Below are 18,834 nucleotides of genomic sequence, written 5' to 3' on the forward strand. Positions count from 1 at the left end.
TGTGGTTAGAGCGGTTCGTTACCGCGAAGATTACTCCCCTTGCAGGGGATGTCAGACACCCTATAACAGATCCGTAAGATATATATCCCATCTTATCCCGATATCTGGTAGGATGCCACATACTAGCAGGCGGCACGTCCTCAAGCGTGTCGGAGCAGCAGGTTCGATAGGTATCGCTGGACTCGCGGGCTGTTCCGGGAACTCCCCGAATAGCGGTTCCAACGGTGGGGGATCCGACGGCCCATCGTCGTTCACCGTCGGCGTTATGGGGCCGCTCAGTGGCCCATTCGCTGGGTGGGGTCAGGCCGAAATCGCGGGTGCCAAACTGGCGAAATCAGATCTCGAATCCGAATTTGACGTCAGCATTAACCTGGTGAAAGGAGACACCGAAACGGATCCAAGTGCCGGACTGAAGCGGATAAAGAGCCTCGTGACGAGGGACAACGCCGACTTCGTGCAAGGCGGCGTCTCCTCCGCGGTTTGTACGAAGATGGGCACATGGGCTTCCGACAACGACGTTTCGTACATCGCCTCGGGTGCTTCGGACACCCTTACGGGATCCGCGTGTAAGAAATACATGTACAGTGTGTATTCCTCCAACACGATGCAGGTTCAAGCCGCGGCACCGGAGATGGCCAAAGAAGCCGACGACTGGTACGTCCTCTATTCGGATTACACGTGGGGACACACGGGTCAAGAGGTGTTGACGAACGCCCTAGAAGAGAACGGTGCCTCGGTCGTCGGAAATGACGCCGTTCCGTTCCCCGCCGACGATTTCACGCAGTATCTCAACAACGTCGCTAACTCCGATGCGTCTGGTGTCGCTCTCATCAATCCCGGCCTAGACGCGCGGGTGGCGATAAAACAATTGATGAACAAGGGAATGCACCAAGATTTGAAGATAATGGCCCACCAGTTCGAAGATCTCGTCCTTTGGGGTCTCAACAAGGATGCGGCGGCCGCGCTTGATATCTCGCCGATGGGATGGTACGCGGGCGTCGAAGGGGCCGACGAGTTCAACGAGCGCGTCTCGAAACAAAGCGAGACGGATCCCTTTGTCCGTCACTACATGGGATACACATCGCTTGATCAGCATGTGCGGGCCGCTATTCGCGCGGGCGCGAAAGACGCAGAATCGATTCGCAAAGAACTGGAGGGTCACGAGGTTTCCAGCTCGGCTGCCGATCTCCAGCCGGGGAAGTGTTACTGGCGCGCCTGTGACCATCAGCTCGTCCAGCCAGTACACACTGTCACCGGACGGTCGGTCGAGAAGATGCAAGATGACCCGTACAAGCTTTGGTTCGATATCAATTCAACGACGCCGGGGGACAAGCTCGCACGAGATTGTGAGGCGACCGGGTGCTCATTCTAGTCTTGAATTTGATCCAACATGAATCGTAGATTGCTCAATGGCCGGCGTCTGTCCGGGACCGAGGTCTCCCCTTTCGGAGTACTCGCCAGCGTCGTCGTCGGAGGACTTCTCGTACTATCATTCGTCGACGATCCCGGCCTGTTCGTCGACCAAGCCATCGGCGGTCTCGTTTACGGGATGATTCTCGTACTCATCGCGCTGGGACTGTCGATTATCCTCGGTCTCCTCGGAATTGTCAACTTCGCACACGGTGCACTAGTGATGCTCGGGGCGTACGTCACCTTCGAAATCATGACTCAAATGGGGTTATCCTTTTGGGTTGCCCTCGTCATCGCCCCCGTCATCATCGGACTCGTCGGTATCATCATCGAACGGGGTGTGTTGCAGTTCGTTTACGATGAAGATCCTCTCGTCGGCCTCTTGGCCACGTTTGGTCTCTCGCTGATGTTCTCCGAGTTGGTTCGTGCCTTCTGGGGCGGCGGGCCGAAAGGTGTCCCACTGCCACAGGTGTTGAGCGCGAGTGCCGACCTCGGAGTAACGACTGTCGCACGCTTCCGGCTCTTCACCGTTGTCGTCGGTGCACTCACCGTCATCGCCGTGTACCTCTTCATCGAACGAACGTCCTTCGGACTCTCGATTCGGGCAGGAGTGTTAGACCGAGAAATGGCGGAGTTCCTCGGTATCAATATGCCGGTTCGATTCATAGCGATGTTCTTCCTCGGTTCGTTTATTGCCGGTCTCGGAGGTGTTCTTCGAGGAGCGGAGGTCGGCATGGATCTTGGAATGGGTGAACACTTCATTATCCTCGCGTTCGTCGTCGTCGCCGTCGGTGGCATAGGAAGTCTATTCGGGAGCGTTTTCGCCGGACTCCTCATCGGAGAGGCTCAGTATCTGACTCCGGTCGTCCTTCAAACCTTGGCGACTGTGACCGGAATCCAATGGCTAGCCGTTCCCGGTATCGACGGCCTCGTCCCATATCTCGTGATGATCGTCGTCCTGCTCGTGCGTCCGCGCGGACTTTTCGGTCAGGAGGGGTTCCTCGAATGACCGACGAACCACGAACGAACGAGACGATCAATCGAACAGAAGAGGGAGTAGACATATCTTCCATCCGGCGGCTTTCGGTTCCCATCGGACTCTTTCTCATCGTGGTCCTTTTGCGTCCGTTGGTGAGCCATCCGTTGTTACTGGGTTACGGGCAGATCGCCACCACGATGCTCATTTGGATGCTGTTCGTCGCCTCGTTCAATCTCCTGTTAGGGTACTCGGGGATGCTCTCGTTCGGTCACGCTATCTTTCTTGGTGCCGGTGCCTACGGTGTGGCCATTGGAATCGCCAAGTTCAGCGCTCCGTATGCCATCGTTGCGCCGACTGCCATCGCCGTCGCTGGCGTCATTGCCTACCTCATTGCACGACTCATCGTCCACAAGGGCGAGATTTACTTCGCCATGCTAACGCTCGCGTTTGTGGAAGCCGTTCAATTCGTTGCCAACTACAATCCGATGGGTCTCACGGGTGGTGCACAGGGGCTATCGGGGGATACGCTCCCTGCTTTCATCCAGACCTATCGAGGCCAGATGCTCGTGAACCTCGGAGGGTTTTCCGTCGACTGGTACTACGTAGTTGGACTCGTCTTCTTCGTCAGTATGCTCGCACTCTGGCAAGTCGTTCGATCGCCTTTCGGCCGATCATTGATCGCGATTCGCGAAAACGAGGAACTCGCGCGAGCGATGGGAATGAATACACGGTGGTATAAGGCGTGGGCGTTCACACTCAGTGGGATGTTCGCCGGTCTTGCGGGCGCACTCATCGAGATCAACGACCAAGGTGCGACGCTGTCGTTACTCTCCGTTCAGACTAGTGGCGACGCCATACTGATGACCGTCCTCGGAGGTGCAAACTACTTTTTTGGACCTCTCGCAGGCGTGTTCATGTGGCTATTTGCCGAGGACTATCTTACCAACTTCGAGACGCTTTACTTACAGCTAGCGGAATTCCCAATCGTAGGCGTTGAGCTTTCAGGCGTGCTGGCTTACTGGCAATTCTTACTTGGGTTACTGTTCGTCATCGCGGTTCTCGTCTCCCCCCGTGAGGGATTATGGGGGCTGACAAAGAGCGGTATCGAATCAGCGTACAACTGGCTCAGGAGCTACCAATGACAAACACCCCCATCGACACCACGGCTGAACGCAACCCGCGCGACGCAGTTCTCGGAACGGTCAACCTCACGCGACGGTTTAACGGTGTGACTGCCGTCGACGAGGTCAATCTCGCCGTTGAGTCCGGGGAACTGCATGCTATTATCGGACCGAACGGGGCCGGGAAAACGACGTTGTTCAATCTGATCACCCACGCCCTTGCCCCGAGCGAAGGCTCGGTTTGGCTCGAAGGACGGGATATCACCGATCTCCCACAGGAGCGACGCCCACACTTAGGACTCGCGCGATCGTTCCAATCGAATCAGCTGTTCAACGACCTTTCGGTTCTCGAGAACATCCGCATCGTCGCACAAACGACTCGAACCGGTACATTCCGTCTCGATCTGTTCCGAGATGGCGAACGGATCTGCGAGGATAGTGCCTACACAACCCTCGAACGCGTCAATCTCCACAATATTCACGAGGAAAAGGCAAGAAACCTATCGCACGGAGATCAGCGACGGCTCGGGATCGCCATGGCACTCGCAACCGAGCCAAACGTTCTCCTGCTCGACGAGCCGACCAGCGGGATGGGACCGAACGAAACGCAAGCGACGGCGGATCTCATCGCCTCGCTCAAATCGGAGCTTGACCTCACGATACTGCTCATCGAACACGATATGAGCATCGTTCTCTCGATGAGCGATCGAATCTCGGTTCTTAACCAGGGAGCCATCATCGCCACCGGCTCTCCCGACGAGATACGAGGGAACGAGGACGTTCAGAATGCGTACTTAGGCGGTATGAAGGAGGAACTATGATGTTATTGGAACTTCACAACCTCACGGCCGGATACGAAACGGGGCAGATTCTCTTCGGGATCGATCTGGTCGTCGAAGAGAACGAGGTCGTCTCACTGCTCGGACGTAACGGAGCCGGAAAGACGACGACGATGCGCTCCATTGTAGGGGCTGATGAACCGAATGTCAGCGACGGAACGATCCGATTCGATGGCCAGAATTTACTCGAACGGCGCAATTACGAGATCTCTAAGCTGGGACTTAGCTTTGTGCCGGAAGGCCGACGTTGCTTTCGAGAATTAACTGTCGTCGAAAACCTCGAGCTCGCAGCCAACTACGCGTCGAACCCGCTTCGTATCGAGACGGTATTGGAACAGTTCCCCGAATTGAACGAGATGCGAAACCGACAGTCGAAGAACATGAGCGGCGGTGAACAGCAAATGCTCGCCATCGCCCGGAGTCTCGTCACCAATCCACGGATGATGCTCCTCGACGAACCCTGCGAGGGTCTTGCACCGTACATCGTCCGGCGCATCGAATCCATTATCGAGACGATCAATGCTGAACGGGACATCACAGTACTACTCGTGGAACAGAATGTGGCGGTTGCACTTGCGGTCGCTGACCGTCACTATATTCTCGACGAAGGGCGCATTGTCGAAGAAGTCACGAGCGAGCGCCTCTACGAGGATGATACCCTCCGTCAGCAGTACCTTGGCATCTAACCGCTGTTCGAGAAGTGTGCATCAATTCGATTTCGTTTAGCTTCGAGGGAGTGAGAGCGTTCAATTCGGTCGTTACCGTCGGATAACGCACTGGTGTACGATGCTAGACGAGATCGGAGATCACGTTGGTATTTTGTGGAAGGACGAGGTCTACAACACGGTCTATCCCACAATCCGAGCAGGAGTTGGAAAGGGAGAATTGACGGCAGGTTACTCCACTACCTCCCAAAATAGATTGATTACTTCGGCGTAGATTGGCCTCGTATTAAATAGGGAGTGTTTATCATTCAGGTTTGTCAGACGACGGAGTGTCTGATCCTATCACGGCCTCATAGCCAGCGTGGAGTTGTTGGCGGAAGACGTAGATGAGGATCGAGACGAGGGCGATGGCGATGACTGAGAGGCCGGGATCAAGGGCGAACAAAAGCGTTGCAAGGATGAGGCACAGGATGAAAAGTGGCCAATCGTCAGCGCTGATCACGGTAGTCATAGTGTAAAATACTCCATAAGAGGATATAAGCTTTGTATCATGAGCTACGCATGCATTCGTACCACGGGTATCACACAGATTGAGAACAGGGTATCATGGGGAGCCCTTGAGTAAACGAACTCCATTAAATTGGAGAGGGGGAAATCGGACTACGGAGTCTCCACGTATTTGTGGCGTTCATAGAGATACAGGTAGGGGAGCACGAGTGCGAGCGAGGGAGATGATCATCCATTAATACCAGTCAGACGGTTGTCAGTTAGAAACGGTGGTATATCGTTTATCGAAGTACACAATGAGGGGGACAAGAGCATTATAACAGTACCTATAAGGGCGAATGGAGCCACGATCAACGACGAGTAGACATCGGTTGGGCGAGCAATGGCAAGGAGAGCTAAAATCGGAAAGATCGCTACAAGCACGCCGATTGGAATCCACTATTTGTCGGTAGGAATGGGTTCAGGTGCTGAAACGAGTGATTTGCTCATAAGGGTCTTTACTTACACGAGTGACTATCGGTTTCAAATGTCTGGTCGTACTTGGAATTGGATGGCTGGAATTTGACGTGGATAGACTCCGGAAGTGTCCCATCGACCTCCAAGACAATTCGATATTTGACTTTGATGCCTTCACACGTGGTTCCATCAGTTGATTCATTGGGATTAGTTTGACTTCCGAGAGTGATTGTGGCGGTTTCTGTCTCAGCAGTATCGTACGATTCGAATCGGATGTGATGACAGCCATTCGGAGGTCGAAGCCATCCAATGAGAGTTACCGTAGATGCTTCGCAGTTGAAATCTTGGGTAACAAATCCGTCGGGTGCTGGCAGTCTGTAGGTGACGATCTCAAAGGTCACGTGTGTGTTTTCTACCTGCGTCTTGAATGGAGTGGGCGAAGTAGTACTAGAATGCTTGTTTGTTGTTTGCGGGTGGGTTGCTTGACCTAAGTTCTGTCCGAGACACCCAGTGAGACCAACACAGACACCAGCAAGAACTGCTCGACGGTTCATGATTCGTTATGTTTTTATCACAACATAAGCTTCGTGGTGAGTCAAATGAGTCTTTGACCGTACCGAATAGTAAGTGATCTGCCGATAATTAACAGTCGATATCCGCTAATAATATATTCTGTTAGTGAGTTCCCACTGTGAGATCTGCAACGCGAACTACGCAGAGATTGAGACGGCACTCCCGGGGCGGGTCCACTGCCGCTTATACTGCCCACAGGAAGTCAACCACCCAAAATCACCGATTTTGAAAATTCAATCTTACCGCCGTCGCACGTTCTACTTCGGTTATAGAACCAATCACGCATCTTGAAACGCGCGGCACTGTCTAGTTAAGCCAGCTTAAGAAGCGAGCAGTTCGTTGATTTAGTGCTTTGCTCAACCAAGAACTGCTCAGTGAAACGTTAGAGACGGCGAATCTTGAATGTTGGGAGAATGAGCGGACGGCAACGTTAACGAGACGCGGAGCGTCTCGTTCGCACACCAGAAATCGAAGATTTCTGGGGACGCCCGTCAGGGCGTTTGCCGTCCGCCTCCATGCGACCGGTTGTTCGCTCAGAGAAACAAAAGAAATTCTTCGATTATTCGGTGTAAAACGCTCGCATCAAGCGATTTTTCAGTAGGTACATCGGATAGCTGACAGCGTCTCCGACCCGCCGTCGTTCACGAGAGCAAAGCTCTCGTGTGCCAACCAGAACGCAATGTGTTCTGGTGACGGCATCGCCGACGCGGGTCGCGGTGGACGAAACCGCTGTCAAAATTAATGGCGAATGGTCTTGGGTGTACATTGCAATAGACACCGAAACAAAGTTGCTGCTCGGTATCGAAGTATTTGATCGGCATGGGACCGATCAAGCGGCTGTGTTTCTATCTAAACTCGCCGAGAAACACGATCTCTCAGACACCGTGTTTCTCGTTGATGGCTACGGCTATCGGACTGCCCTCTTTCGAATTGGGTTGAGCGGTCGGCTCGACTACACAGAGCGAAACCTCATCGAAAAATGGTTTCACACGCTCAAACAACGGATCGACCGCTTCCATACGTCGTGGGTGGGCAGTCGGCCAAGCGTCCAGCAGTGTCTTGAACAGTTTGTGCATTACTATAACCAGCAACGACCGCATCAATCGCTCAACAACCGAACGCCTGTCGAGGAGGAGCTAAACTAGACAGTGCCAAACGCGCCGAAATCCCAGAAAGCAGACTACTTTTTCTCCGGTTGTTCGGCATAGCCGGATCCAGTCGTCGATTTCACCAACAGTTGGCACGCTAAATACGCATCACGCACTTTGTAACTCTCCGAGCAAGATGCTAAATTGAGAGCGTGTATTCATCAGATGAGTCGTGATGGAACCCGTAGATTGCCGTGTCTATTTTTTCTGGTCTTGTTGGTGGGCGATACGCTGCTGAGCGTCGGCAATGGCTTCTATCGCGACGAGAAATCGCCACAGTAAGTAGAGCGGAATGATGATTAGTGCGGGAAGCAGTCCAAGTAGAGGTTGACCCGCTAACAGAATTGAATATAGTAAAAATAGTACGTATAGGACAATTATCGTGGCAGCCCAACTTCGCGGAATTGACGGAGGTGACGCGTCAGCCATACCTCCCCTCTATTCGCTGTTATCTTAACCATTCTCCTGACCGTTTCTTTTCACTCGCCGTCGAACACCACCTCTCCCTGTAACCACCCTCTATGCAACATGACTTGACGAACAGCACATCCTCAGTTGAGAGTCTGGTCGATGATCGGATCACACTACGAACTGGGCATAGATTGACTCAAGAGTCCCGGGGTGGTTGCACTTCCGCTTAGAGATATATGCGGCAGTGGACGAGACATCACCACTTCCAGTGTAGACCACCGGATGAAAGGCTGTAATCACCAAATTCGTCCGTTTCGAAGTTGATATATTACATGGCGCTATATCAAAATTGAGCGAGGGGATGTTGAGACTACAGCGGGTTCAGCGGACCTGTAATGCGTGTATTCGGCCGAATCTATGAGCGGAAACTGCTTCAGATCGTTCCCCAAACAGCCGGTTTTGTCTGATCACCAACTATATGGGTAGATTTCGGAGACATTCAGCAGTGTGGCCACTCAGACACCACGCTAACCCAGATTGAGGGCTTTACTACCCGATTCCAGTTTCCTTCTTCAACAGCGTCAGCGTGTTATCCGCTGTAATCAGCGGAGAGTGCTCGTACTCATCGGTCAACTCAACCTGCACGAGCAGATCCACCGCTCGCCAAATCGAGTACAACAGGCACGCGAACGCGAAGTAGAAGAACCGGAGCCCGAAATTCTTGGAGGTCGTCGCGGCCATGAACCGCTTGATCGATTTGTACCCGCTCTCAATCTCCCAGCGGTAGCCGTACTCGGTGAGGTGTCCACTCCCCCGATTCGTCATGAAACCGAATACTGCCGGTGATCGTCGTGCTCGGAGTCTACTTTCCGACGGTAGATCAGCGTCGTCTCATGCCACTCATTCTTTCCAAGATGGAGCTTCCGGTCTGTTTCGTATCGGTCTTGATCGCACTGGAGCAATCGCTTGGCCTGCGCTTTCTCGCTGGTCTGCATCCGTTTTGGCACGACATACGAGAGTCCGCGCTGGCTGATCATCTCCAGAACGTGCTGGCTGTCGAACTCCCGGTCCATCAGCACGTTATCGACGTGAACGAGGTTCTCAGCAAATTCGAGTAGACGACAACGCCTGCAAAGGCAATTCCGATTGTTCGAATCGAAATATCGTAATCCCAGTCCGAAGGGGCAATTTTCCGTCGCATTCCCCAGTGTGCAAGTAGATATGCGAGCAGTGGAAACCCAACAGCAAGGAGAATCACGTCTTCTCCACGAGCACTCCCAACAACATCCGCGAGTATCCACACACCACCCCAGCGCAAGCCAACTTCAACAACTATCCACGAAAGGATGGCAGCAGCCACAAATTGAGCTACTGAGCCTCCTGATGGAGATCAAGAGAAGACCCTCGACTTTTTCCTTGACATCTATCTGCGAGAAAACGGCGCACTTTCCATATTAATAATTGAATTATGCAGTCAGAAGTGTGTCTTCGACTCTGAAATACTCGAAAGCTTTGACCAAAGCAAATCCAATCACCATCACGACGACGATGGAGACGATTGGTATGATCGCTGTTTCGTGCATCCCAGAGGAGATGAGGAAGAGAGACGCTGTTGTAGCAAGGAGCACAGCGACCATCATCCCGTTCAGAGTTTCACTACTCAGCTTGAGCCACGTTGCGTTGGACACGTGCCGTCGCTTTCCTATACTCAAACGCATATTTCGACATTGGTCCATCAGATTATAAGCTCTCGGAGAACATTTTTTCTATATAAAATCTGTCATTCTCCGACGAGTCGGTAGTCAATAACGTGCCCTGTTTCGTTGACTGTTGCTGTGAGTGTTTCACCCGCTACAGAAACATCTATTTCGACACGCGTCGGCTTCTCCTCAACAAGAGTATACAGGTCCTCATTCTGGACAAATGGTAAATCCCAGATATAGTAATCGTGGAGGTTGTATCCATGTCTCTGATAAAATGCCACTACACGGGGATCCACCAAGAGGCAGTATCCAACGGGACTGATTAACCGTGCACCACAGGTTTCACACTGGGCACGAAAGACGGGGGGTTCTGCCTGCTCTGTTGCCACCTCTGATTCAATAGTATGATAGCATTCTGGACAGTGCCCGTTAAGCGTGCGTTCCATTCCTTGACGTGCTAACAACTCCGCTAGATCGACGATCTCTGGAAGCATTGCGTCAGCAGCAGCGGTCGGTGGAACCTGCCAGCTAAACAGTGGATGATCGTTGGCACAAGAGACGACGCAGTTTCCATTCTCGTATGTTGCTATAGCTGGATTATCGCAAACAAAGCAATCGCTATCGAGTTCTACCGCGTCCTTGGTTATAGAGTGGGTATAGGTACCCATGAGAATAGCCGCGATGATTTTCGCGCCAGCGAACGTGAGCCGATATCCATCATCGAGCTTCTCAACGAAATTCCCACGAAGCTGTGTAAGATGGTAGCGAAACCGGCCAGGATCCTCGACTCCAACGCGTCTGCGGAGATCTGCGAATCCGATAGTCGTCTTGAATTCGGTTTCATGGTGGTAGTCTCCCAATGCTCGAAGGATGTCGATTCTGAGAGGATCGCTGAGTGCTCCGAATGCGTCTGCGGGATCCGTACTCGATTTTTCATTGGTGGAGGTCGAGTTCCCATTAAAGGTCATGCCTCAGTATATCCAGCTGAAAGCCAAAATCAGTTGTCGTGCTTCACATCACCATCAGTGAGAAGCTCAGAGACATTCGGATAGGGGACGAGGTCGTATCTCCGTAATCAAGTCTCGACGACTCCCCCCGATTTCGCCATGCATTGAGAGCCTCGGTCTCAACTTCTGCGTACATCTGGAAGATGAGACTACAGAGGCAATAGCAACCTAAGAATGCACGATTTGGGGTAAACCACTCACTGTCAGCGCTTCAAACTGGAGCTCAGACATCGATTCTGATTACTATTCTAACTCTTCTTCGAACTAGCGACCGGCCGGATCAGCACTGCCGCTGATCACCTGACGTTCATCGGCTCAAAATCTGCTCTAGCCGATTCCTGTTTGCTTCAACAGCGTAAGGACCGTGTTTGCGGTCACAATGGGCGATCTGTCGTATTCACCGGTCAGTTCGACTTGAGCCAGTAAATCGACTGCACGCCAAATCGAGTACAGCAGACAGGCGAACGCGAAGTAGAAAAACCGTAAGACAAAGTTCTTCGATGTTGTTACGGCCATGGACCGTTTAATCGATTTGTAGCCGCTTTCGGTCTCCGGTCAGGAGCCGTATTCACTCACGACTCCTACACAACGGTTGCATATGAATACCGAATACTGCCGAAAATATGTATGCTCAGAGTTCTCGTTTTGACGACAATTATTCATCGCGTGATGGGTTCACACTACTCTTGCCTGCTGTAACTTCCAGCTATTGCTGAGAACTGGCTAACATTCCTCCAACCAAGAGCGACATCCAAAGACCGCATCAAGGGCTCGACAAACGAACGCCAACTCAGGAGCTTAACTAGACGGTGCCAAACGATCTGTGGCCCCAAGTTCAAGTGTTATCCATGGTCCGTATGTTGGCATTGCCAGCGTTCGTTTTGACACTTTTTCTCCTTGTTTTGTTTTCTGTTTCGCTTGATATCCCTATCTACCATCTGCGAATCTGTTTTTTGCTCGAGACAACGAGTCGTCAACGCCATTCGCTCGCCTTGTCATGGAGTCTCTCGAACGTAGCCTTGAATCATATCACTATCCCGCTGAACGCTAATAATGCTGAATTATACTGGAGTATCGATTCATATCCGATCTCTTCTGCTGTTCGTCCACCAAATGAACTTTAAACTGTGCATTGTAAGATAGTGTGATGGCCCCTGTCAAGCGGTTAGTTATTGACGTACTGAAACCGCACGAACCGTCGACGATCGAATTCGCTCAACATATCGCCCAGACGAACAACGTCGCCGCTGTCAACGCGACGCTCATCGAACTCGACCAAGAAGTCAAAAACTTGAAGCTCACGCTCGAAGGCGATGAGATCGAGTACGACGATGTCAAAGCGTCCGTCACAGACGCCGGCGGGACGATCCACTCGGTCGATCAGGTCGTTTGTGGAGAGCATCTCGTCGAAGACGCACCCACGCCTCAGGACTAATGGGTGCGGAAAACTCGGTGTCTCTCCTGGAACGAATCGATGATAAGATTGGGCCGATCGCGAGACGATACTTCGTCTCGAACGGGTTCGACGGCGCACTGACTGGCGTCGGAGTCACTGTCAGCGCATATCTCTCCGGAGTCTCTGACGGGTTACAAGTCATTGCGATCGGCCTCGGCGGTGCTGTCGGTCTCACGACCTCGGGCGTCTGGAGTGTCTGGGAGATTGAGCGTGCCGAAATGCGTGCCGAACTGCACGACCTCGAAGATGCGATGCTTACTGACCTGAGTGATACGCAGGTCGAACGAAACAAGACCAGTAATCAAGTCGTTAATGCTCTCATGAGTGGTCTCGGACCGTTGTGTGGGCTCATCGTACCGCTGATTCCATTTCTGTTCGAGGGGCCAGCGCTCTCGCTGCTCCAAGCCACGATACTCTCTGTCGCCATGGCATGCGGCGTTTTGTTCGCCTTCGGAGCGTACATGGCATCGATCTCTCGCCAACGGTGGTATATTGCCGGAATTCGGATGGGAATCGCCGGTATCGTCGTTGCGCTCATCAACATCTTTCTTCCAGGGTAGCCCTTGATCCTCACTTTCTGCTGAGGTAGTAGACACGTCGGTGGCGATGACGTACCGAAACTTGATGCAAATCACGTTCGTTGGTTGAGCTAAAATCGTATACTCCGTGGTCACTATCGCCTATGTGATCTCAACTCCATAATCTCGGAGGATGCAAAAATTGAGATCGGGGCTCTCAATGCATAGACACCTGGAGAATAAGCGTGGAGCGTTGTCTTCGCAAGTAGGAAGATTCCATCCAACTCCTCAGCTTTTGAGCAATGTACAAGCCGGTATCGAATGAAGCCTCGTATTGTGCCCTATTGACACGTGGAGATTCACTGAATTAGTCATTCGGGGCCATTGGCGAGGCATCTCGGAGGCGTTTCGTGATAGTTGTGTCACAGATAGGGCAGTCGTATATTCGTCGATTGTTCTCCGTATACTCTTTCCAATCGCCGGTGACGTCGCTTTCGTGATCACAGCTGGGACAGAACAGAGTCGTCTTCTGGCGCGATTCGACTCCGGACGTGGAGGACTGTTGTGCGGACATGGTGAGTGAATCCGTCATAGGGGATGAACGGGCATAATGCTGTTCACAGTGATTAATCAGACAATCCGAATTACGGCCTCTTGGAACGCGCGCGTCTGTGAGGAAGGGTGACTCTCGGTGTGCGAACGAGACGCTCCGCGTCTCGTTAATGTCGCCGTCCGCTCATTCTCCCAACATTCAAGATTCGGCGTCTCTAACGTTTCACTGAGCAGTTCTTGGTTGAGCATAGACACCAAAACCACGGAACTGCTCGCTTCTTAAGCTGGCTTAACTAGACAGTGCCGATCGTTTCTTCGCTCTGTTTCTCATAGGCGATACGGAGCTCATTCAATTGCAGTAAGTAGTTCATCTCACCAGCTGGGCAACACATCTGGCTTCCTCTGTCTCTATAAGCGGGATAAGGGATTGTAAGCTGTCATACCGAATTGGTAGAGAGGGGGAGAAAGCTAGTGAACGAATCTATTTTTGAACTTTGGTTTTCGTGCTAATGGGGAAGTTGACGTCTCGTAAGTGGAAATGAGATTCTCAGACGAAGAACGCACTCCTTTCTGCCTTCTATGGACGAATTCAGTGTTTGTAGGCCTCAAACAGCAGATTAGTGAGTGAGGCGCATAATGGACAATTCGAACACTTCAGAACCTGTAAGCGCCGAAATCGGGGGTATGAGGTATATCTTGTGTATTTTAAGCCAGAGAATCGTGTACGACAATGAATGAGGTATTCAGATGAACACATTTGATCGCTTTCGCCATCCGTTAGTCGCCGTTTTCGTCGCATTGGTACTGACGATCCCATGGATCGGATCGTTTGTCTCGTACGGCGGGTACGGAACCGTACATCCTGGCGAAAACATCGCGCCCGTTATGGCCGTCGCCGTTGCGGGATTCGCGATCCTGGGTGCCGCATTCTTACTCGCGTGGGCAGCTGAGACTGCCGAAAAAGACGTCCCGCAGGCGTTCGCGATTGCAGTCTTGGCGGTACTCGCCGTGGCACCCGAGTACGCAGTTGACGCACTGTACGCGTGGGAAGCCGGCGCTGGATCGAGTGAAGCCGCCAACCTCGCAGTCGCCAACATGACTGGAGCGAATCGCATCCTCATCGGTCTCGGATGGTCCGGGATCGCCCTGTTCACTATCTATCGCGCAAAACGCATCCGCGACTCGGCGGTTGAACACCGTTCGGGATTTCTCGCGGACGTCGTCGGACTCGATCAGCAAATATCTACGGAAATCGCCTTCCTCCTCGCGGCGACGGCGTACGCGTTCTTCGTTCCCCTCGGCGGCGGTATCGGGCCATTCGATACGCTCATCCTTGTGGGCCTGTATGTGCTCTATCTCCTCATCATCATCCGCGGTGATGTCGAAGAATCCGAAGAACATGTCGGAGTTCCTGCACACTTCCAGCAGTATCCGAAAGTACCCCGGATTGCTGTCGTCCTGTTCGGATTCGCGTTTTCGGGTGCGATCATCTTCACTGCCGTCCACCCCTTCGCTGAGGGACTTGAGCAGGTAGGGCTGCAGTATGGCATTCCGGAGTTCTTCATGATTCAATGGCTCGCGCCGCTCGCTTCCGAGAGTCCTGAACTCATCGTCGTCGCCTACCTGGTAAACAAGTCGCGCTCGACCGCTGGGTTCAACGCACTTATTTCCTCGAAGCTCAACCAGTGGACATTACTGATCGGAACACTCGCTGTCGTCTACTCCATCTCTGCGGGGGTTATTGGAACACTGCCGTTCGATCAGAAGCAGGCCGCAGAGATCTGGATCACTGCCGCACAAAGCTTGTTTGCCATCGCCATCCTAACAAACTTCGAAATCAGCATCCGTGAGGCAGTCGCGTTGCTTGTGCTATTCGCCACGCAAGTTCTCGCAGAGTTCTACGTGATTCAGACCTACGCTGAGCCAGCGGCGACGAACATCAGTTTGACCATTCTCTATGCCTACACGGCGGTCTACATCGTCCTTGGGATCGGGTTGTTCATTACGCGCCGCGAGAGTGTTCGTCATCTCGTCAAGCGGACGCTCTCAACCGCTCAGGCAGCACTTAGGGGAGAATCCAGTCAGCCAGAACACGTAGACTGAGCAGCGCACATTCCTTTCCTGCACTGCAGTGTCAGAAAGGCAATTCAGTCGGGTCAGATATCCACCATATATGACTCCGTTCAAGCCCTATATATTGAGAATATCAATCGCAACACCTCCACAAACCGGATGGTGAGATTACTGTAGGTAGAGAGGCACCAGATTTGCAGGGTAGTCGATTAGATATGGTTTCAGCAAGCCTCCGGGAGGTCAAATAATGATCGTCATTTTAGAAGAACATTTATTCATCATATCGTCTCGTCAAGAGTATGAATAATTCGGCGGCCAAGCGTGTAAATCAGACAATCACGATAGGAGCTGCTGTACTACTGGCTGTGATGGGTCTTCCAGCAGTAATTTATTTTACTCTCTCACATTTTGTTGGGACATTCACCGTGAATATCGTCGCGTTAGCAACTTCGCTACTGGCCGCCTTAACAGTGATATATGTATTCAGAAGAACAGGCGCTTTTTCGGGGTGAAATCTATCATAATATAATACTAATGTGCTGGTTTTCGATTCTAGAGTACTTCTCAACTTCGCCAACGAATACTCATTAAATCTACAAGTAATAAGACTACATCTCTATGCATTGAGCGCATAAGTCTCATCTTCTACTTAGCCACGGGAGAAAACTTGGCCGAGTCGCGAGAAGAACCCGTCTTTCTCTGATTTATGGGGCTTGAGCTTGGTATTCGCCTCTTGGTAGCGTGCCTGTGCACTGTCACGTTCGCTGCGCACACGATCTAGATCGGATTGTATTCGCTCGTTTGCTTCCTGTAATCGCGCGGCCTCCACACGCTTGTCAGTGAGCGTCTCAGTGGCCGTCTTGTGTTCGTCCTGAAGAGTGCTATGTTGCTGCGGCTATAAACAACACGAAACCTACGTTGTCAAAATACAGGGAAAGATACATCAGCAGGGTGGTTTAATCAGTGTGTGAGAAAGACCTATTAGCTATCACTAGTCCTCTCACATATGGAGACAGCAGACAATGGGTTGACAGAGGAGACAGTCCTCCCAGATGAACGTGTAGCACGGTTCGAGAAACTGTTGGATGAAACATCCGAGTTGGAACTCACGGAGATGATGGCCACGGTCTGTGGTGTTCATAAAGCAGCATTCCGTGTATATCTCACCGTTCTCGACCATCCACACAGTACGATCACTGAGATTGCCGAAATCCACGACCGTGACAAGAGTACAATTGGGAAGCAACTGCAACCACTGTATGAGCAAGAGTTGGTCACTCGATATCCGCGCATTGTCTCCAGTGGTGGCGTCAAATATCTGCATGTAGCGCAATCATTCGCAGAAACCACGGAGTGGCTACAGCACGAACTGGACAGATGGACAGACTCAGTAATGACTCAACTCACGCAGCTTCACATGATCTGAACATTCGACAATCAAGCCACCTACTGAGGTGAATCGAAATACATCGATGTCACTCAAACCGACGTTGACGTTAGTATGGTATGCTAACTTGAAGCCGCGGGGTCACTGGCGCTTGTTCTTCTGGTTGTGTCTAATTAACTGCTAGATACGAGGAGAATGCGTGTGCGGGCCTGGAAGCTTACTGAACTGCAGCGTCTCGGTGTCTCTCAGTATACTGGATGTACACGGCGGCTTGAGGGACCGCTACCCATTCTATCTATACTATTCAAGCTATTCACTCGATTTACGATATTCAAGCTATTTGAAAGATTCGCACTATTCGTCCGTTCACAACTCCGATAAAGGTGAATAATCCGGGTTAGAAACCCTCATCTTCGCGCTAAAAAATAGTAAACTATTCACCCGATTCTGAAATAGCATCATTTCGTGCTTGCTCAAATCGTTCGGCTACTTCCTCAACCAGATCTTCCTCAACAACCGTGCGTAGCAGCGCGTCCGTCATCTCACGAACAACGATATTCTGATAGCCGCGGATACTGAGTTCACGCTCTAGTTCGTAGTTCAACCAGGAGTCGAAGTCCTCAATGGTATCATCACGCGCGTAGAACGGCCGTTGTCTAGCTGCCTCATAGGAAAAGGCAGTATCCTCCATTGGATCTCGGTCTTCGTCGTTGTCCTCAACCTGAGTTACGCTCTGCTCAGATGTCGAACCGGTAGTCGTCTCAGCCAGTTCCTGTGATGACGCAGAATCGTCTTGCTCGTTTGCGTCGTCCAGCGTCTCACCAAGATCAGCAAACGGGTCGTCGTCATTCATTGCGAATCACCTCGCCAGCCTCGACGATATGCGCAAGTTCGTCGAAACAGGTCAGTTGGTCACACTCGGGATCGTAGTCCAACAGCGGTTGCCGTTCACCGTATGCTTTCGTGATACTGGTTCGGTCGCGGATACCAGGTGTTGGCCTACTATCGCCCGCATCAATGGCCTCCCAGTCCGTGATTCGCGCAAAGTTTGGAATTCGGTCTTGCAAGCTAGCGTGGGAGTTCAATCGTTCGAGCAACTGCCGATCTTGCGTCTGCTGGTCGATACGACCGCTCAGCATATTCGGGACAAGCGCAAGGACGTCAACGTCCATGTGTTTGCGGAGCGGGGCAATCTGACGCTCGATAGTGCGTTCCAGTCCAGACATGGCTTCGTTGCCGGGTGCAAGTGGAAGAACGAGATTGGATGTCGCGACGAGTGCGTTGTCGGTCAATCGCGAGCGATAGGCAGGCGAGTCAGTAATGATATAGTCGTACTCGTCACCGAGCAGTGGGTCGATGACCTCGCGCTGTAACAGTGCAGAGGGTTGGAAGACATCGCCCACGACGATTTCTCGCTCAACCTGCTCGAGATTCTCGCTCGAAGGAAGGATATCGAATTCGTGGTCGGTATCGTAGATGACTGACGCCGGATCCGCATCGTCGAAGAAGACCTCGCCGATACTCTCATCCGTGTCGTGATAGTGGTCATCGAATCCAAGACCCACCGAGGCGTGTCCATTCGGATCGAGATCGATGAGGAGGACATTGTGATCGTGGGCAGCCAGCTGACGCGCGAGGTTCACCGCGATGGTTGACTTTCCGACGCCACCCTTCAGCATACAGACTGAGACGGCTCGTGACGTCCCGCTCGTATCGACAGATTCGTACGGGATATTTGGGCTATTTATTCTATCTGTGCTATTCTTGCTATTCGATTCGGCCATGCTATTTTGAAATAGAATCCTCTTATGACTTATATCTACGGGACGTGAATAAGCAAAATCATGCGAACAGCGTACTTTTTATCGATTTGTGAATTGTATGAATATCCAAAATAGCGAGGATAGCATGAATAGTAAAAATAGCACAGCACACCAGAATGGCACAAGTAGTGAGAGTAGATGAAGAATAGTACGAAAAGCATGAATTATATAAATAGTATGCTATTCTAAGATAGAATCCAATTCAT

General features: G+C 51.8%; 16 protein-coding genes and 4 pseudogenes. 11 read left to right on the top strand and 9 right to left on the bottom strand.

Going from position 1 to position 18,834, the window contains the following annotated elements; translation table 11 throughout:
- The first annotated feature begins 112 nt into the window (after positions 1-112).
- Genes LJF34_RS21700 through LJF34_RS21720 form a run of 5 tightly spaced genes read left to right on the top strand, consistent with a single transcriptional unit; the run spans position 113 to position 5,035 of the window.
- A complete protein-coding gene (locus tag LJF34_RS21700) occupies positions 113-1,372 on the top strand; it encodes an ABC transporter substrate-binding protein (protein ID WP_231187748.1) in 1,260 nt (419 codons plus the stop codon).
- 18 nt (positions 1,373-1,390) lie between these two features.
- Positions 1,391-2,419: a branched-chain amino acid ABC transporter permease gene (locus LJF34_RS21705; protein WP_231187749.1), complete on the top strand. Its 1,029-nt coding sequence runs from the start codon at positions 1,391-1,393 to the stop codon at positions 2,417-2,419.
- Entirely contained in the window at positions 2,416-3,531 is a 1,116-nt protein-coding gene (locus LJF34_RS21710) for a branched-chain amino acid ABC transporter permease (RefSeq protein ID WP_231187750.1), read from the top strand. Before LJF34_RS21705 ends, LJF34_RS21710 begins: the two co-directional genes overlap by 4 nt.
- Positions 3,528-4,331 carry an ABC transporter ATP-binding protein gene (locus tag LJF34_RS21715; RefSeq protein WP_231187751.1) on the top strand — a complete coding sequence of 268 codons (804 nt, stop codon included), beginning with the start codon at positions 3,528-3,530 and terminating at the stop codon, positions 4,329-4,331. The genes LJF34_RS21710 and LJF34_RS21715 overlap by 4 nt, the downstream gene beginning before the upstream one ends.
- Positions 4,331-5,035 (top strand): ABC transporter ATP-binding protein, encoded by a 705-nt coding sequence (locus LJF34_RS21720; RefSeq protein WP_231187752.1) that lies wholly within the window; start codon positions 4,331-4,333, stop codon positions 5,033-5,035. Before LJF34_RS21715 ends, LJF34_RS21720 begins: the two co-directional genes overlap by 1 nt.
- Before the next feature lie 283 nt (positions 5,036-5,318).
- Here the strand turns inward: LJF34_RS21720 and LJF34_RS21725 are convergent, their stop codons facing one another.
- Positions 5,319-5,525, bottom strand: a complete 207-nt coding sequence (locus tag LJF34_RS21725) for a hypothetical protein (RefSeq protein WP_231187754.1) — start codon at positions 5,523-5,525, stop codon at positions 5,319-5,321.
- A gap of 1,377 nt (positions 5,526-6,902) precedes the next feature.
- On the opposite strand from LJF34_RS21725, the pseudogene LJF34_RS21730 reads away from it, so the two are divergent.
- Positions 6,903-7,695: pseudogene (locus LJF34_RS21730) on the top strand (IS6 family transposase).
- Positions 7,696-8,658: 963 nt separating this feature from the next.
- Here LJF34_RS21730 and LJF34_RS21735 read toward each other — a convergent pair.
- The 5 genes and pseudogenes from LJF34_RS21735 to LJF34_RS21755 form a co-directional block, all read right to left on the bottom strand.
- A pseudogene (locus LJF34_RS21735) lies at positions 8,659-9,227 on the bottom strand (transposase); the annotation flags it as partial.
- Positions 9,182-9,469 (bottom strand): hypothetical protein, encoded by a 288-nt coding sequence (locus LJF34_RS21740; RefSeq protein WP_231187826.1) that lies wholly within the window; start codon positions 9,467-9,469, stop codon positions 9,182-9,184. The pseudogene LJF34_RS21735 and the gene LJF34_RS21740, both read right to left, overlap by 46 nt.
- 106 nt (positions 9,470-9,575) lie before the next feature.
- The gene (locus tag LJF34_RS21745; protein WP_231187756.1) at positions 9,576-9,797 is read right to left on the bottom strand and encodes a hypothetical protein; all 222 of its coding nucleotides are present in this window, start codon (positions 9,795-9,797) and stop codon (positions 9,576-9,578) included.
- A gap of 92 nt (positions 9,798-9,889) precedes the next feature.
- Positions 9,890-10,780: an ArsR family transcriptional regulator gene (locus LJF34_RS21750; protein WP_231187758.1), complete on the bottom strand. Its 891-nt coding sequence runs from the start codon at positions 10,778-10,780 to the stop codon at positions 9,890-9,892.
- A gap of 366 nt (positions 10,781-11,146) precedes the next feature.
- Positions 11,147-11,470 (bottom strand): annotated as a pseudogene (locus LJF34_RS21755) (transposase); the annotation flags it as partial.
- 496 nt (positions 11,471-11,966) lie between these two features.
- Here LJF34_RS21755 and LJF34_RS21760 point away from each other — a divergent pair.
- Positions 11,967-12,254: a DUF211 domain-containing protein gene (locus LJF34_RS21760; RefSeq protein WP_231187760.1), complete on the top strand. Its 288-nt coding sequence runs from the start codon at positions 11,967-11,969 to the stop codon at positions 12,252-12,254.
- Positions 12,254-12,835, top strand: coding sequence for a VIT1/CCC1 transporter family protein (locus LJF34_RS21765; RefSeq protein ID WP_231187762.1), 582 nt, complete (start codon positions 12,254-12,256; stop codon positions 12,833-12,835). Before LJF34_RS21760 ends, LJF34_RS21765 begins: the two co-directional genes overlap by 1 nt.
- Before the next feature lie 681 nt (positions 12,836-13,516).
- Here the strand turns inward: LJF34_RS21765 and LJF34_RS21770 are convergent.
- A pseudogene (locus tag LJF34_RS21770) lies at positions 13,517-13,594 on the bottom strand (IS6 family transposase); the annotation flags it as partial.
- 498 nt (positions 13,595-14,092) lie between these two features.
- Here LJF34_RS21770 and LJF34_RS21775 point away from each other — a divergent pair.
- The 3 genes from LJF34_RS21775 (at position 14,093) to LJF34_RS21785 (ending at position 16,844) form a co-directional block, all read left to right on the top strand.
- Positions 14,093-15,448: a sodium:calcium antiporter gene (locus LJF34_RS21775; protein ID WP_231187764.1), complete on the top strand. Its 1,356-nt coding sequence runs from the start codon at positions 14,093-14,095 to the stop codon at positions 15,446-15,448.
- 269 nt (positions 15,449-15,717) lie between these two features.
- Positions 15,718-15,930, top strand: a complete 213-nt coding sequence (locus LJF34_RS21780; protein WP_231187767.1) for a hypothetical protein — start codon at positions 15,718-15,720, stop codon at positions 15,928-15,930.
- Between the two features lie 494 nt (positions 15,931-16,424).
- The gene (locus LJF34_RS21785; protein WP_231187769.1) at positions 16,425-16,844 is read left to right on the top strand and encodes a helix-turn-helix domain-containing protein; all 420 of its coding nucleotides are present in this window, start codon (positions 16,425-16,427) and stop codon (positions 16,842-16,844) included.
- A 394-nt stretch (positions 16,845-17,238) separates the two neighbouring features.
- Here the strand turns inward: LJF34_RS21785 and LJF34_RS21790 are convergent, their stop codons facing one another.
- Positions 17,239-17,658: a hypothetical protein gene (locus LJF34_RS21790; RefSeq protein ID WP_231187772.1), complete on the bottom strand. Its 420-nt coding sequence runs from the start codon at positions 17,656-17,658 to the stop codon at positions 17,239-17,241.
- A complete protein-coding gene (locus LJF34_RS21795) occupies positions 17,651-18,589 on the bottom strand; it encodes a ParA family protein (RefSeq protein ID WP_255666391.1) in 939 nt (312 codons plus the stop codon). Before LJF34_RS21795 ends, LJF34_RS21790 begins: the two co-directional genes overlap by 8 nt.
- Positions 18,590-18,834: the final 245 nt, after the last annotated feature.

It is taken from the genome of Haladaptatus sp. DYF46, from assembly GCF_021083305.1.
In the GTDB taxonomy this organism is placed as follows: domain Archaea; phylum Halobacteriota; class Halobacteria; order Halobacteriales; family Haladaptataceae; genus Haladaptatus.